At 29.4% G+C, this 15663-nt stretch carries 20 protein-coding genes; 17 read left to right on the forward strand and 3 right to left on the reverse strand.

What is annotated here, in order from left to right; translation table 11 throughout:
- The first annotated feature begins 108 nt into the window (after window positions 1-108).
- The 6 genes from NSU06_RS03160 (at window position 109) to rpsI (NSU06_RS03185) (ending at window position 4485) form a co-directional block, all read left to right on the forward strand.
- Window positions 109-921: an energy-coupling factor transporter ATPase gene (locus NSU06_RS03160; RefSeq protein WP_049379213.1), complete on the forward strand. Its 813-nt coding sequence runs from the start codon at window positions 109-111 to the stop codon at window positions 919-921.
- Complete coding sequence (locus tag NSU06_RS03165; protein WP_019835776.1) at window positions 918-1781, forward strand: energy-coupling factor transporter ATPase; 864 nt, start codon at window positions 918-920, stop codon at window positions 1779-1781. The genes NSU06_RS03160 and NSU06_RS03165 overlap by 4 nt, the downstream gene beginning before the upstream one ends.
- Entirely contained in the window at window positions 1771-2577 is an 807-nt protein-coding gene (locus NSU06_RS03170; protein WP_017174837.1) for an energy-coupling factor transporter transmembrane component T family protein, read from the forward strand. The genes NSU06_RS03165 and NSU06_RS03170 overlap by 11 nt, the downstream gene beginning before the upstream one ends.
- Window positions 2578-2581: 4 nt before the next feature.
- On the forward strand, window positions 2582-3385 hold the full coding sequence (gene truA / locus NSU06_RS03175) for a tRNA pseudouridine(38-40) synthase TruA (RefSeq protein ID WP_070508210.1): 804 nt from the start codon (window positions 2582-2584) through the stop codon (window positions 3383-3385).
- A 250-nt stretch (window positions 3386-3635) separates the two neighbouring features.
- Window positions 3636-4073, forward strand: a complete 438-nt coding sequence (gene rplM / locus NSU06_RS03180) for a 50S ribosomal protein L13 (RefSeq protein ID WP_002448612.1) — start codon at window positions 3636-3638, stop codon at window positions 4071-4073.
- A 19-nt stretch (window positions 4074-4092) separates the two neighbouring features.
- Complete coding sequence (rpsI, locus tag NSU06_RS03185; protein WP_002448344.1) at window positions 4093-4485, forward strand: 30S ribosomal protein S9; 393 nt, start codon at window positions 4093-4095, stop codon at window positions 4483-4485.
- 318 nt (window positions 4486-4803) lie between these two features.
- Here rpsI (NSU06_RS03185) and NSU06_RS03190 read toward each other — a convergent pair whose 3' ends face one another.
- Together NSU06_RS03190 and NSU06_RS03195 are read right to left on the reverse strand one after the other, a co-directional pair.
- Window positions 4804-5463 carry a site-specific integrase gene (locus NSU06_RS03190; RefSeq protein WP_285332184.1) on the reverse strand — a complete coding sequence of 220 codons (660 nt, stop codon included), beginning with the start codon at window positions 5461-5463 and terminating at the stop codon, window positions 4804-4806.
- 18 nt (window positions 5464-5481) lie between these two features.
- Window positions 5482-5892, reverse strand: a complete 411-nt coding sequence (locus NSU06_RS03195; protein WP_150885578.1) for an N-terminal phage integrase SAM-like domain-containing protein — start codon at window positions 5890-5892, stop codon at window positions 5482-5484.
- Window positions 5893-6080: 188 nt separating this feature from the next.
- Between NSU06_RS03195 and NSU06_RS03200 the strand changes: the two genes are divergently transcribed.
- The 9 genes from NSU06_RS03200 to rpsI (NSU06_RS11565) all read left to right on the forward strand — a co-directional run bounded on the left by NSU06_RS03200 (window position 6081) and on the right by rpsI (NSU06_RS11565) (window position 13134).
- A complete protein-coding gene (locus NSU06_RS03200; protein WP_150885580.1) occupies window positions 6081-6302 on the forward strand; it encodes a DUF7695 domain-containing protein in 222 nt (73 codons plus the stop codon).
- Between the two features lie 93 nt (window positions 6303-6395).
- The gene (locus NSU06_RS03205) at window positions 6396-6557 is read left to right on the forward strand and encodes a hypothetical protein (protein ID WP_191962578.1); all 162 of its coding nucleotides are present in this window, start codon (window positions 6396-6398) and stop codon (window positions 6555-6557) included.
- Window positions 6558-6602: 45 nt separating this feature from the next.
- Window positions 6603-6986, forward strand: coding sequence for a hypothetical protein (locus NSU06_RS03210; protein ID WP_048678881.1), 384 nt, complete (start codon window positions 6603-6605; stop codon window positions 6984-6986).
- Between the two features lie 113 nt (window positions 6987-7099).
- Entirely contained in the window at window positions 7100-9670 is a 2571-nt protein-coding gene (locus NSU06_RS03215) for a hypothetical protein (RefSeq protein WP_048678878.1), read from the forward strand.
- 47 nt (window positions 9671-9717) lie between these two features.
- Window positions 9718-10758 carry a hypothetical protein gene (locus NSU06_RS03220; protein WP_150885582.1) on the forward strand — a complete coding sequence of 347 codons (1041 nt, stop codon included), beginning with the start codon at window positions 9718-9720 and terminating at the stop codon, window positions 10756-10758.
- Window positions 10748-12193: a hypothetical protein gene (locus tag NSU06_RS03225; RefSeq protein ID WP_048683266.1), complete on the forward strand. Its 1446-nt coding sequence runs from the start codon at window positions 10748-10750 to the stop codon at window positions 12191-12193. The genes NSU06_RS03220 and NSU06_RS03225 overlap by 11 nt, the downstream gene beginning before the upstream one ends.
- Before the next feature lie 14 nt (window positions 12194-12207).
- Complete coding sequence (locus NSU06_RS03230; protein ID WP_150885586.1) at window positions 12208-12399, forward strand: hypothetical protein; 192 nt, start codon at window positions 12208-12210, stop codon at window positions 12397-12399.
- A 60-nt stretch (window positions 12400-12459) separates the two neighbouring features.
- On the forward strand, window positions 12460-12912 hold the full coding sequence (locus tag NSU06_RS03235) for a hypothetical protein (protein ID WP_150885588.1): 453 nt from the start codon (window positions 12460-12462) through the stop codon (window positions 12910-12912).
- A gap of 138 nt (window positions 12913-13050) precedes the next feature.
- Entirely contained in the window at window positions 13051-13134 is an 84-nt protein-coding gene (gene rpsI, locus NSU06_RS11565) for a 30S ribosomal protein S9 (protein WP_206170740.1), read from the forward strand.
- 160 nt (window positions 13135-13294) lie between these two features.
- Here the strand turns inward: rpsI (NSU06_RS11565) and NSU06_RS03240 are convergent, their stop codons facing one another.
- On the reverse strand, window positions 13295-14029 hold the full coding sequence (locus NSU06_RS03240; protein ID WP_340779342.1) for an NAD-dependent protein deacylase: 735 nt from the start codon (window positions 14027-14029) through the stop codon (window positions 13295-13297).
- 205 nt (window positions 14030-14234) lie between these two features.
- Here NSU06_RS03240 and NSU06_RS03245 point away from each other — a divergent pair, with 205 nt between their 5' ends.
- Together NSU06_RS03245 and lacA are read left to right on the forward strand one after the other, a co-directional pair.
- Window positions 14235-14990, forward strand: a complete 756-nt coding sequence (locus NSU06_RS03245) for a DeoR/GlpR family DNA-binding transcription regulator (protein ID WP_019835773.1) — start codon at window positions 14235-14237, stop codon at window positions 14988-14990.
- 232 nt (window positions 14991-15222) lie between these two features.
- Window positions 15223-15651 carry a galactose-6-phosphate isomerase subunit LacA gene (gene lacA, locus NSU06_RS03250; protein ID WP_002448540.1) on the forward strand — a complete coding sequence of 143 codons (429 nt, stop codon included), beginning with the start codon at window positions 15223-15225 and terminating at the stop codon, window positions 15649-15651.
- Window positions 15652-15663: the final 12 nt, after the last annotated feature.

Consider the following 15663-nt stretch of genomic DNA (forward strand, 5'->3'; position numbering starts at 1 on the left):
GTGCTTTTGAGGCATGACTCTTTTTATATATAAAAGACGTTTACTCATGTACATCTAGTTTTTATTCATGTAAACTAATGTAGTAACTATTAATAAAGGAGGAAGGCTGTGAAAACTGATAATAACAATATCATCGAACTTAAACATGTACATTTTCAATATCAAAAAGATGCGGCCTTCACTTTAGAAGATGTGTCATTTAATATACCAAAACATCAATGGACATCCATTGTAGGACATAATGGTTCGGGGAAATCTACAATTGCAAAACTTATAGTTGGAATAGAACAAGCAACTGAAGGAGAAATTTTTTATAACAATCATTTAGTTACGCCTGATTATTTAAGAGAGGTTAGACGCCATATTGGTATTGTCTTTCAAAATCCAGAAAATCAATTTGTAGGTTCAATTGTGGAATATGATGTAGCTTTTGGACTCGAGAATCACGCAGTATCTCATGACAAAATGAAAGCAATCGTCATTCAATCTTTAGATAATGTAGATATGAAAGAATATATGGAATATGAACCACATTCTTTATCGGGAGGCCAAAAGCAACGCGTGGCTATTGCAGGAGTCTTAGCACTAAGTCCAGATGTCATCATTCTTGATGAAGCAACCTCTATGTTAGATCCCCAAGGTAAACAGTCTTTACTTTCATTAATTAAACAAGTTAAACAAGAGAAAAATTTAACGATTATTTCTATTACTCATGATTTAAGTGAAGCGTTAGAAAGTGATCATGTCGTCATTATGAATAAAGGCAAAGTTTACAAAGAAGGCAAGCCAAATTTTATTTTTTTAAATACACAGTATTTAGTAGAGATTGGCTTAGATTTACCATTTGCAATGAAAATGAATCAAAAGCTAGGCTTTAAAGATGAATTCACTACATATGAAGGGCTGGTTGATAAATTATGACCATTCAATTTAATCATGTTTCATATATTTATCAAAAAGGCACTCCTTATGAATATCAAGCCTTAAATGATATCAATCTCAAAATTGAGCAAGGTAAATACTATGCGATTGTTGGTCAAACAGGAAGTGGTAAATCCACACTCATTCAACATTTTAATGGGCTATTAAAACCAACAAAAGGTAGTATTACTTTTGATAATAAGGAGATTACTCATAAAACAAAAGACAAGCATCTACGAGAATTAAGACAACAAGTAGGTTTGGTTTTTCAATTTCCTGAATCACAATTGTTTGAAGATAGTGTGGAAAGAGAAGTGGCATTTGGTCCTAAAAATTTTAAGATGAATGTGGAACAAGTTAAGTCATATGCGTATCAGTTACTCTTAGATTTAGGTTTTGATCATCATATTATGGAACAATCGCCATTTGAAATGTCAGGTGGTCAGATGCGTAAAATTGCATTAGTTTCTATCCTTGCAATGAAACCGAATATAATTATTCTTGATGAGCCTACTGCTGGACTTGACCCAAAAAGTCGTCAGCAAGTGATGGAATTAATAAAATCAATTCAAGTCAATCATCATAAAACAGTCATATTAGTGTCACACGATATGAATGATGTGGCGCGATATGCAGAAGAAATCATTGTAATGAGACAAGGGAAAGTAATAGAACAGTGCTCTCCTAAATCATTATTCAGACAACACGAAAAACTGAAAGATTGGCATATTGCATTGCCTGATGTAGTACAACTGCAATATGATGTTGAAGATAAATATCAAACCATGTTTAATGATATTGCCTTAAATGAAGATGAGTTTGTAACATTGTATCAGGAGTGGCAAGAACATGAAAAATAAACTTATTATAGGACGTTATTTACCTAATAACTCTGTGATACATCGTCTTGATCCTAGAGCAAAGTTGATTTTTGTATTTGTATTTATTATTTTTATCTTTTTTGCTCATTCTTTTGCTACATTTGCTTGGATAATATTATTAATTCTATGTTTTATGAAAATGGCTAAAATTCAATTTTGGTTTTTAATTAAAGGATTAACACCGATATTTTTCTTCTTAATCTTTACGTTTTTAATGCACATCTTCTTTACTCACGGTGGGACTACGCTATTAGAAATAGGTTTTATTAAAATTGATAGTACAGGGGTATTAGAAGGTATTTTTATTTCTTTAAGATTAATAACAATTGTTATGGTTGCAACAATTATGACATTATCAACAAGTCCAATTGACTTGACTGATGCTTTTGAAAAGTTAATGGCCCCATTGAAACTATTTAAAATTCCTGTGCATCAATTAAGTATGATTATGTCAATTGCTTTAAGGTTTATTCCAACATTGATGGATGAATTAGATAAAATTATTCTTGCTCAAAAATCAAGAGGTTCTGAAATCAGTTCGGGTAGTTTAATGACAAGAATTAAAGCTTTCATTCCATTAATGATACCGCTATTTATTTCTGCCTTTCAAAGAGCTGATGAATTAGCAATTGCAATGGAAGTTAGAGGATATGATGCTAATGTACAACGTACAAGTTATCGTAAGTTGTCATGGCATAAGAGAGATACTTTGAGTCTATTCAGTCTGATACCTATTGGAATGATATTATTTGTATTAAAATATATGGGAGTGTAAGACATTGCGCATACTAGTAAATATTGCGTATCAAGGACATGGATTTCTTGGTTTTCAAATTCAACAACAAGGTAGAACTGTTCAACAACAATTTGAAAAAATTTTAAAACGTATGCATCGTCGACATGTACGTATACATCCATCAAGTCGCACAGATCGTGGTGTGCATGCTTATGAACAGTATTTTCATTTTGATACAGAATTGAATATTGAGCCTAAACAATGGAAATATGCGATGAATAGTGCGTTACCTGAGGATATTTACGTGAATAGTGTGAAACAAGTAGATGACACGTTTCATTGTCGTTATGATTGTGTAGGTAAGAGATATCGCTATAAAGTGTATCAAGCAGAACATCGCAATCCATTTGAAAGTGGTCTTAAGACATTTATAAAAGATGACTTAGATTTAGATAAGATGAATGAAGCGGCTAAACACTTTATTGGAACTCATGATTTTACTGGATTTTGTTCACAAAAGACTGAAGTTGAAAGTAAAGAACGTACACTATACCAAAGTGAAGTTGTAAAAACGGACGAAGGTTTTGACTATATCGTCACAGGTTCTGGTTTCTTATATAATATGGTGCGTGTCCTTGTAGCTTTTTTAATAGAAGTAGGTAAAGGGAAGCGACAACCTAACGAAGTTCCTGAACTGCTTAAAGCTAAAAATAGAGATAATGTGCCTTTTACAGCACCCGCTGAAGGATTATATCTTGAAAAGATATATTTAGATCCAGAAGCACTTAAAAATGACTTTGGTGAGGATGTAAAAATACATTACAAAAAATCATTACAAAATGACTAATATGCATTGACAAATGGGCTTATAAAATATAAGATAGTTAACGGTATTGTTTTATATCATCCCACGATAAGCCCCGGAAACTTATTGTGTTACAAGATATATAAGCAGATTAGACAGGAATAAAATAAATGAACATTACGCTTTGAAATCGTAACAGAATGACCTAGATTGCAGGCCTCGTTCGTAGGTTCGACTGCGATGAGTACCTGTAATCTAAGACGAAGCATTTATTTTTAGGAGGATAATTATTATGCGTCAAACATTTATGGCAAATGAATCAAACATTGAGCGCAAATGGTATGTTATCGATGCTGAAGGCCAAACATTAGGTCGTTTATCATCAGAAGTAGCATCTATCTTACGCGGTAAAAATAAAGTAACTTATACACCACACGTTGATACTGGTGACTATGTAATCATCATCAACGCTGAAAAAATCGAATTAACTGGTAAAAAAGAACAAGATAAAGTTTACTACCGTCACTCAAATCACCCAGGTGGTATTAAATCAGTGACTGCTGGTGAATTAAAACGTAACAACCCTGCTCGTTTACTTGAAACTTCTATCAAAGGAATGTTACCAAGTTCACGTTTAGGTGAAAAACAAGGTAAAAAATTATTTGTATACAGTGGCGCTGAACACCCACACGCTGCACAACAACCAGAAAACTACGAATTACGTGGTTAATTAGAAGGAGGAAATTACATTGGCACAAGTTGAATATAGAGGCACAGGCCGTCGTAAAAACTCAGTAGCACGTGTACGTTTAGTACCAGGTGAAGGTAATATCACTGTTAACGATCGTGACGTACGCGAATACTTACCATTCGAATCATTAATCTTAGACTTAAACCAACCATTCGATGTTACAGAAACTAAAGGTAACTATGATGTATTAGTTAACGTATACGGTGGTGGTTTCACTGGACAAGCTCAAGCTATCCGTCATGGTATCGCTCGTGCATTATTAGAAGCTGATCCAGAATACAGAGGTTCTTTAAAACGCGCAGGTTTATTAACTCGTGACCCACGTATGAAAGAACGTAAAAAACCAGGTCTTAAAAAAGCACGTCGTTCTCCACAATTCTCAAAACGTTAATATCGGTGTTATATCAACGTTTACAGCACTTCTCGAAAATACTCGAGAGGTGCTTTTTTATATGTTTTTTGCATAGATGTTACCCTTTAAAATACCCCTCGAATTATTTTCGTCTATTTTTCTTCTTCAAATTAGATTTATTAATTGCTAATTTAGTAAACCTTTTATGACGATCATTTCTTTTAAATATCATCAGTTCCATATTTACTTCTCTTTTAACTTTCTTAAAAATAGGTACTTTTTCAGGATTTTTTCAAGATAATCTTCTATATATTTTTGTATAGCAGTTTGACCCATAAAAATACCTCCTCATATTATTTAAAAATCAATATATTTATGAAAATTTTCAGCTAACTTTTCTTTAGATGATTGAGTAATATGAGTATAGATATCCATTGTTGTCTTAATATCACTATGTCCTAATCTTGATTGTACATCCTTCAGTTTTGCACCAGATTCAAATAATAGCGATGCATGAGTATGTCTGAAGCCATGAACGTGTATCTTATGTAAATCCTTATGACGATTAAAGAATGCTTCTAATTTGTCGTTAGGAGTAGATACATGCATGTACTTCATTTGATTAAGTCTAGTATGATAAGTTGCAAAAATAGGCTGATTTTTGTCCTCAGCTACCTTAAAACCATATTCTTTATATTGATTTACTTGTTCACGTTTCCATTCTTTTAATAATTGAATTGTAATTTCGTCAATATCTAACCATCTATATGACTCTCTTGTCTTTGGTGGTTGAAGAATATGTTTATTATTAATTTTAGCTAATGTCTTTTGTACATATAAATCTTTTGATTTGAAGTTAATATCAGACCAGTGCAAAGCTAATACCTCACCTTTACGCATACCTGTAAAAGCAAGTAGACGAAATAGACAAGTAGCTTGTAATTTGTTTTCTTGATCTAGGTAGTGCATAAATAATTTTAGTTTTTCTTTAGTGAGAAAATTTCTTTCCTTTTCTATGAATGCTTTATGCTCTTTTCAACTAGGTAAAGTAATGTATTCCATAGGATTACTATCAATTAACTCTAGCTTCATAGCATAGTTGAAAACAAGTCTTGCTTGTATAACATAGTCATTAAAAGCCTTCATTTCATTCGTCCATTCATTGACTACAGTTTGACAATATACAAGAGAAATCTCTTTGATAGGCATTCTTCCAAACTTCGACAAGATACGTTTATTAAACTTACTTTCTTTACTAGCTAGTGTAGTACCTCTTATTTCATTCTTATGGTTTTCTAACCATAACAAATAAACATCCTTATAAGTATATTTGTTGATTGACTGTATGGCTTTTTCTAAGCCCATTAATTGTAACTTTCGCAGCTCTATTTGAGCTTCTCTCAACGATTCATAACTTCTGCTAGTTCTTTTCGTTTTCCCTGTCACTTTATCTACACCAAGATATACGTTAAATTTTTAGCGAATTTCTTCACTTTTTAATGTTACTTTTTTAATATTTGTCATTTTAACCCTTCCTTATTTGCTGGCCGGCAGTAAACGGTCAGTATAAATCACAAAATAAATGATAAAATAGTATTGATAATAATTTTTCAACTATTACTGAGGTCAAAAGTATGCAAAAGATAAGTAGAAGTATTGCACATTGTAAAATTTGTGATGATGTAATTGAATCAAAGTATACCCATGATTATGTACGATGCAAGTGTGGAGCGATTTTTTTAGATGGTGGTAAAGAGTATCAAAGGTACGGGTGGTGGCCAGAGAAAGTTCAAGGAAAAAGTAGGGATGAAATAATTGATTTTAGTTTTTCAGAGTATGAGGAAGGAGAATGGTAAAATCAAAATTCTTTTAACTTTAAAAAGAATTCGACAAACATGATTCTTAAAGGAAAAACTATTAATGACTTCACACAAGAACAGAGAGATAAAATGACAGCCGATCAAAGAAGAGAACTAAGGGGTAATACAAGATTAAAAATTAAACAAAATGGTTATTACGCGAATGTCAGGAAGTTGCGTAAAGACAATTCACTTCAAGAATATGATAAAAAGGATTATTTTTTCGGTAAATCAATAGGAATACTTGAATAGTAGATATATAAGTTATGATTAACTAATAAAATAAGGTGTGATGATATGCTTGAAGTTGACAAAGAAAAAATTCAAAAAATGCTTGAAAGTGATGTGACTTCGGATGAAATAGTCGAATACTCAGGAATAGGGTATACTACTGGGAGAGAATTAAAAGATGGAATTACAAATATTGATGAAGCATCATTTAGAACTCAAGTTAAGTTAATATATGGATATGAAATAGCATTTGAAGGGTATGTGCCTGAAGAAAAGAGTCTAGAAAAAAGAATCTCAAATGTTGAAGCTGCTATAAATATTAATAAGATAGATGGCATAATGTTATCAGATAAATATATTGAAAACATGTATGATATGGCACATGGAAGAATTAAAAGATCTGAATTTTCGGAGTATGTTTTGCAAAGCACTAGAAGTAAATTAGATTAAAAGTAAAAGTCAGCAAATGCTGGCTTTTTATTTTTGCGCATGAAGATTATTAACAGAATAAAAGATATATGGGATAATAAAAATAATATACAAAATAAAACGAGGTACTTTATATGAGTAAGATAACTAAAAAAGACAATCAAGAATTCAAAAGATCTCTTAAAAACTTTAAAAATGAATCAGATATAGAAAATGCATACAAAAGAATATTCCAAAAAAGATATATAGATGGAAATCCAAATGCTACATTACATAATGCATATGGTAGTGATGGATTTTTGAGATCAGGGGACTTAGTTTTAGCGTTGAGAATGTTAATGGAGTTTAAACAAAATTTAGACTTATTAAAAGTTTCATCTAGAGCAAGGATCATAGCTCAAGTAATTTATTATTTAAAACAGTTTGAGTTAAATGGCGAAGAGCTACCAAACGTAATTTTTAGTGGCGATGAAGATGAAATGTTTGTAGTATATGCCCCTGTACTATATGACTATTTAAAAAAGGATTTAGATTGGAGTATTGCACCAAGTGACGCTTGGATTAAAAATATAGATTTAATGAATCAATTAAACAATGATCCTAATTTATCTACTTTTGTATTTAATATTAATACAAAGAATTTTGATATTAATGATGTATTAGATGCTATAGATAGTTTAGTAAATAATGATGGAGTAATGTACAAAATTAAAGTAACAGAAAAAAATATAAGGATTGTTTTTGATGAATTTGTAAGATTTATATTTTCGCGTGACAGAAAAGTTAAAGTTGGAATTAACCCAGAAAAACAACCACATTTGCTCGTATCAATCTTTATAAATTCAATAATAGGTAATCCAAATATTTATCCTGTACCAACAAAAAGAAACGTACTACAACTTCCCGATAAAAGTGAAATTTCTATCGATACCAACGCTTATGGCGCATTTTTTTCAAGGTATGAAAGAAAATATACATTATCTGAACAAGATCATATTAAATCAATAGCAGATCAACTAATAGAAGAGACATCAAGACGCTTTGCTGGAGATTTCTGGACACCAACTATTTGGGCAAATAGAGCTAATGATATTATTTCTGAAGTAATAGGAGATAATTGGAGAAATGACTATGTTGTATGGGATCCTGCATGTGGAACGAAAAACTTAACTAGGGATTATTTGTTTGACAATCTTTATTGCTCAACGCTTTATCAAGAAGAATTAGATATTTCGAATGATTATAATCAAAATTCAAAAAGTTTTCAGTTTGATTTTCTTAATGATGATATAAATATCAATCCGGAAAGTAATCCTTATGAAATCAAAATGCCTATAGAATTATTTGAGTCATTAAAGCAAAATAAACCTTTTATCTTCTTTGCGAATCCACCATATGCGACAGCAAACAATGCAGGAGCTAAAGGAACGTCGAAGAAAAGTGTTGCAATAACTGAAATCAACAAATTAATGAAATCAAATGGTTTGGGTAAGGCATCTCAACAACTTTATGCACAATTTTATTATAGAGTAATAAAATTAGTTGAGGATTTTAATCTTACAAATGTTCATATAGCTTTCTTTAGTAAATCTCAATTTATGAACGGTGGAGATTATTGGACTCATTTCAATAACAAATTATTCAGTAACTTTAAGTTTCAAAAAGGTATTTTGTTTAATGCTGGTGAGTTCTCAGATGTAAGTAATGATTGGGCAATTACATTTAGTGTATATAAGAAAAGAGATGTTATGAAAAATGATTATTCTAAGCTGTTTCCGATGTCAGTAGAGCATTTAGAAATAGATGGGATAGTACAAGATAGAATTAAAGTGATTGAAGAGATAGAGCAAGATAAATTTTTGTCAGAGTGGGTAAGAAAAAATACTGAAATTAAAAGAGAAAATATGAATGAACCATACCCACGTTTTTCATCCGCATTTAATATAAATGAATCTATGAACTTTAGGGGAAGATTATTACAGGGATCAATAGGTTACATGGTATCTGTTGCAAATAATGTATATAAATCGCAAAGAGATGTATTTATACTTAGTGGTTGTGCTTATATGGGAAATGGAATTTCGATAACTAAAGAAAACTTTAATAGTATAGCCATCACTTTTGCCACAAGAAAAGCAGTGAGACATGACTGGATAAATGATATGGATAATTTTAAAGCCCCAGATTTTAGAGAAATAACAGATATAGAAAAGGATGAATTTATATCTGACTGCATAATATATAGCCTGTTTAATATAAATGCAAGTTATCAAACTTCTCAAAGGGACATAATTTATAATAATCAATCATTTGATTTGAATAATGAAATGTTTTTCATGGGTATGGAAGACATAAAAAAATTAGCTGAAGATAACTATAATTATGATATAGAAAGTCAGCTTAGATTTGAAAAAGGAGAAAGATATGTTTATTCATTAATTAAGACAATGAATATAAGTAAGGAAGCTACTTTAGTATATGATCAAGCAGTGGAACTTTTAAAAGTTTCATTTAAGTATCGCAATTTAGCAAATGAAGATCATCCAGAATGGCATGTTAACAATTGGGATGCTGGTTTCTATCAAGTATTTAAATTAATTAATGAGTATAAAATTGAAGGATTTGATGAGTTCAAAAATTCATATAATGATTTAGAAAGAAAAATTGAGAATAAGGTATATGAATTAAAAATGCTACAAGAGTAGTAAAAGTAAAGTATTATAAATAAAATATTAAATGTATTGAGGTAATTATGGATCATAACGCATCATCATCTATATTTGGATGGCATTTTCAAATTAATAGCGCTATTGTATATTTTATTAAATATATAAAAGATATTAAAAGTATAAGAATCGAAGGAAAAGATGAAGATATTGAATTGTTACTATTTAATGAAAAGAAAATATTAATTCAAGCTAAATCGTATTCTAAGTTAGGGAAAGATAGTAAAGCATTAAAAAAATTAGAAACAGGTTTAAATACACTATTTTTGGGAGCTCAAAAAAATGAAATAGATAAGTTAATTTATACAACTAATTTTCCGAATCCAATTGGAGGTACAAGTTCTCAGCATCATATTTTTATGGGTGATGGAATTATTGAAAGAACATTCAATGAAATCCCTGCTAATTATAAGAAAAAAGTAGTAGAGATTATAGAAAAGCTTTCAGAAAAATATAATAAAAAATATAATACTGATATTTTAAATATATCAGTAATAAATTTTGATGGAGAAGATTATGAAACTAGATACAGAACTATCTTACGCATAATTAGAGAATTTCTAAGTAATATTTCTGTAAATCCATTTTACTCAAAAAAATTGTTAGAAATTTGGCAAAGTGAATTTTTGTTTAATGCTACCACAAGTAACGTTTCTATTGATCTTACCAAGAATCAAGTTATCTGGCCAATAATAGTCATGAACTCTCAACTATTAGAAGATGATAAAAACTTTGAAAAGCTTATTGATGAGTTTCAAATGGATGAAGAGGAAATAGAGATAGTACTATATAAATATACTACTTTTATTGATAAACAATCAGAAAAATTTTCTTTTGTGATGAAAGTAAATAGTGATTATGAAATTTATAGAAAAAATAAAATAGGTAATGAAAGAGGGATAAAATCATTTATTAATGATAAATGGACTGACTATATTTATTTAGTAAATACAGATAAAATAGAAGAAGAAGTAAAACAAATAATAGTTAAAATTATTTTATTTAAAATTCTGAATTTAAAAACAATGGTTAAAAAACTTAAAAAGGAGGTAAAACTTGAAATTTAATACTCTTTATCTAGATTATGAGGGAATGAAAAGGCAATTCGATTTTTCATCAAATAATAATCTAGTTTATAGTAAGAAAAATAGTGTAGGAAAGTCTACTTTACTAAGAATACTTTTATTTAGCCTAGGTTATGCAATTCCAGGAACAAAAGGAATAAAATTTGAAAAATTAAAAACAATTTTATTTTTGGAGATAGGTAATAGAAAAATAACGTTGATAAGAAATAATAATAATCTCGAATTGATAGAAAATGATATTTCTCACCATTTTTTGTTACCCGATGAAGATATATATCTATTACAGGTTATTTTTAATTCAGAAAATAAAAATGTTTTAGAGAACATATTGGGTAGTATATATTTGGATCAAGAAAAAGGTTGGACGCTTTTAAATAAAGGATTCGTCATCGGAAGGATATACTTTAATTTATATGAATTAGTTGGAGGATTAGCTGAAAGAAATATTGAAGAATTACAAAAAGAACTAAACGTTCTAAAACAAGAAAAGTCGAAATATATTGCAATGAGAAGTATATATTTCTATCAAACATCAGTGATTGAAGAAAAAAGTAATTTAGAAATGGACTATATTGACAAAATAGAAAATGATATTTTGTTATTAGAATTAGAAAAAAAACAATTAATGAAAGATCTAAATGAAATCGAAAGAGCGATTGAAGATAACGAGAGTTTTTTAAAATTTATAGAAAAAATGAAAATAGCTGTAGAAATTGAGGGGAAAAGTGAACTAGTTACAAAAGATAATATTGTGGGATTTGAAGAATCTCAATTGTATATTTATACCAGAAAAAAATTAATAGAAATAAAAATAAAAAAAATAGAATCAAAGATTTCTAAATTGAGGAACAATCTTTCAAAAGAATATAGCTTATTAAATCTAGAAACCGAACTTCAAAAATTTGATAGTAGAATAATGAATATTAATCTAGATTTTAATTTGATTGAAAAATTAATAAAAGAAATTGAGACAAAAGAAAAATACAAAAGAGAAGTACTAAGGAAAAAAATAATTGTAAATAATAATATTATAAGTGAACTTTATGAATCAATTGTTGATTATGCGGAAAGGCTAGGTATTGAGCAATATTTGGATTTAAGATCTGATTTTATTTTTACAAATAATTTAAAGAGATATTCGGGTGCTGTTTTACATAAACTAGTATTTGCATTTAAATTATCTTATATAAAATCTATTCAAAAATATTTGGGGATTAGTTTGCCAATATTACTGGACTCTCCATCTGGAAGAGAGGTAGACAAACAAAATATTGAAGAAATATTTAAGATTTTAAAAGAAGACTTTAATGAAAATCAAATCATATTAGCATCGATCTTTGATAATTATAAGTTAGATGAAATCAATGTTATTGAAATAAAAAGCGGAATCTTTAAAGATAATGAATATATTATATGAATGTAGGTGTAAACATGTTCGATAAACTAAATGAAGTTCAATTCCATATAGAAAATATGTTGGATGTAAAGAAAGGAATAGTTGAAAATCCTTTCTTTGAGTTAGCACAAGATGGATCTAATGTACTTAGAGTTTTAAATAACATGAGTAAAATAGCCGCTCAAAAAAAGTTTATGTATTTTTTACAAGGATTTAACCCGGAATAAATACCATCAGAAGAAAAATTAAAAAAGTTAAAGGAATATGTAAATAATGAAGAGAAAGCTGTGTTTATCTCGGACACTTTATCAAAAATTTTACTGTCTAAATCTACATATGCAAACATGTTATTAGGTTATTTGTTGAATTATATCATCGAAAACAATGAAGATTTAGATATAGATTATTTGATTATAGTTGATGCACTTCATAACTTTTATGATAAAGATATCATTAATTTTAAAAAAATATACAGTATCAATTCAAGAATTTTTACTACTACAAGACTTCGAAAAGAAATTGGAAATAACAATGATTATTTTAGTGCGATACAAACTATTGAAAAACTTAATTTTTTGAGGCTAATTATTAAAGAAGTAGAGATTGAGACTAACCTAAATTATGATAATGATAATCTTGAATTCAGTGGTATAGATGTTGATCAAAACGAATTTTATAGAAAAAATAATGCGGGTGAATTACTTTATAGTACTATTAAGAAAGTAAAAATACTTAATTAAATTTTTGAAAATAACATTGTAATTAAGTACCGCCGGCCAGCAGTCTATTTAGTTACCCCTGAGTGATATTTGATGCAATTCTATACAATTGAAAAAACAGAAATCCTTTAGTATCAAGGTATAAGACAGTCTATACAACTGTACGAAACCCTAAAGTTTTTTGAACGTAAAAAACCAGGTCTTAAAAAAGCACGTCGTTCTCCACAATTCTCAAAACGTTAATATTGGAATTGTTGCAAACTTGTTTGCTTACAAGTTCAATATGCAAATTGCGTCAGCAATTTGTGTTCAATTAAAATGTTTAAAGCACTTCTCAAAGTTGAGAAGTGCTTTTTTATATAAAAAGGCTAGTAGTTCTAAAAAACACTAGCCACATGTATATCTATTTATTTTTCATAACTTCTTCAACCACTTCTGTCATGTCATTATGAATAACTAAACTTGCTTGTCTATCATACGGTGTAGCGTCTCTATTAATAATTACAAGATTGTCTCCTGTAAAGTTAGAAATAAAGCCAGCAGCAGGTTGTACGACCAAGGATGAACCTAACACAATGACAGTATCTGCTTTTTGGATTTTATCTAATGCTCTAAAGACAGTAGGCTGATCGAGCATTTCACCGTATAATACGATATCAGGGCGAATGACATCACCGCAGTTCTCACAATATCTTAATTTGTGTTCTATAACATATGATTTCGTATATTCTTTTCCACAATTGATGCAATAAAAGCGATTCAGTGTACCATGAATTTCATCAATATGTTCACTTCCAGCATCTTCATGTAACCCATCGATATTTTGGGTAATCACACCTAAAGATTTGCCTTCTTTTTCTAACTCTGCAATCCATTCATGGACGATATTAGGTTTTTTATCTGCTACTAGTAGTCGTTTATGATAAAAGTCGATAAAGCTTTCTTTATTATCATTTAAATGATCAATACTTAATAAATATTCAGGTGAATAACCCTCTTTTGAAATTTCATCAAATAATCCACCCATGGAGCGGAAATCAGGTATACCACTTGCAACTGATACACCCGCACCAGTAAAAAATACAATTTTGTTTGATTTATCAACAATTTCTTTTAATTTTTCAATTTTATTTCTCAATCTGAGCACCTCGTTTATAATAATGACTAATATAACTTTTTTAAAATGAATTTTATACTATTATTACAACATATTTTTACCTTTATTTTCTAGTTTTAAAACAAGTAATAGTATAGAATGAAATTGCGCTTAAAATCTTTATGAGATATATGTGTTCATTTTATATGGACATGTTTAATAAAATAAGTTGGATGTGAGAATTTGAATGAATAAATACGATCGTTTAGAAGAAATTACTAAACTCGTAAATCAAAAAGGAACAGTTAGGACAAATGAAATCGTTGAAGATCTTAATGTATCTGACATGACAGTACGTCGTGATTTAGCTGAACTAGAAGAAAAAGGATTACTAACTAAAATACATGGCGGTGCACGTAGTAATTCAGCTTTTCAAATTAAAGAAAAGTCTCATCAAGAAAAGCACACAGAGAATATTGAAGAAAAACGTGCTGTCGCAAGGAAAGCTGTTAACTTAATTGAAGAAAACGATACGATTTTTTTGGGACCTGGAACAACAATCGAGTTACTGGCTCAATTAATAGATCGAGAATCATTAACAGTGATTACGAATTGTTTTCCAGTATTTCAAATATTATTTGAAAAGCGTTCGCTAAATTTTAAAGTTTACTTATTAGGTGGAGAAATGAGAGAACTTACTGAATCATTTGTAGGTGAAATGACGAATACGCTCCTTAAAACAAAACGATTTAGTAAAATGTTTTTTAGTTGTAATGGAATAAAAGATGCAGATGTGCTCACTTCTACAATTGACGAAGCGTATACACAACAACTTGCACTTCATCGTTCACTTGAAAAGTACTTATTAATTGATACTTCAAAAATTGGAAAAGAAGATTTTACCCAATTATGTCATTTAGAAGATTTAACAGCAGTTGTTGTAGATAAAAATGATGAAGATAATGTACAAAAATTAAAAGCTTATACAGAAGTGATACATTAATTGAATGATACCAAGATTGTTTATTTAAACAATCTTGGTATTTTTTTAGATAATTGAACGCAATTAAACATAAAAATAAAACATTTTGTTTAAAGAAACGAAAATTCAAACAATATTCGAACATTTATTGTTGATTATTTGTTTATTTATGTTTATAATTTAGGTGTAAAGATTTGAAAGCGCTTTTTCAAACACATGTGTTTAATTATCTTATTTTCAAAGGAGAATCATTATGACAATTTTTATTGGTTCAGATGTCGCTGGTCAACGTCTTAAAGATGTTGTAAAAACATTTTTAAAAGAAAATAACCATGATGTAGTAGATGTAACAGAAGGAAAAGAATTAGACTTTGTTGATTCAACATTAGCAGTTGTACACGAAGTACAAAAGAACGATGATAATTTAGGAATTGCAGTGGATGCTTATGGTGCAGGTAGTTTTATTGTTGCTACAAAAGTAAAAGGAATGATTGCTGCTGAAGTATCAGATGAACGTTCAGCATATATGACACGTAGTCACAACAATGCACGCATGATTACAATGGGTGCTGAAATTGTAGGCGATACATTAGCTAAAAATATTGCTAAAGAATTTGTAAATGGACACTATGATGGCGGACGTCACCAAATCCGTGTAGATATGTTAAATAAAATGTGCTAATTGGAGGAATAA

This window comes from Staphylococcus sp. FSL W8-1270 (genome assembly GCF_038007165.1).
GTDB classification, from domain to species: Bacteria; Bacillota; Bacilli; order Staphylococcales; family Staphylococcaceae; genus Staphylococcus; species Staphylococcus hominis.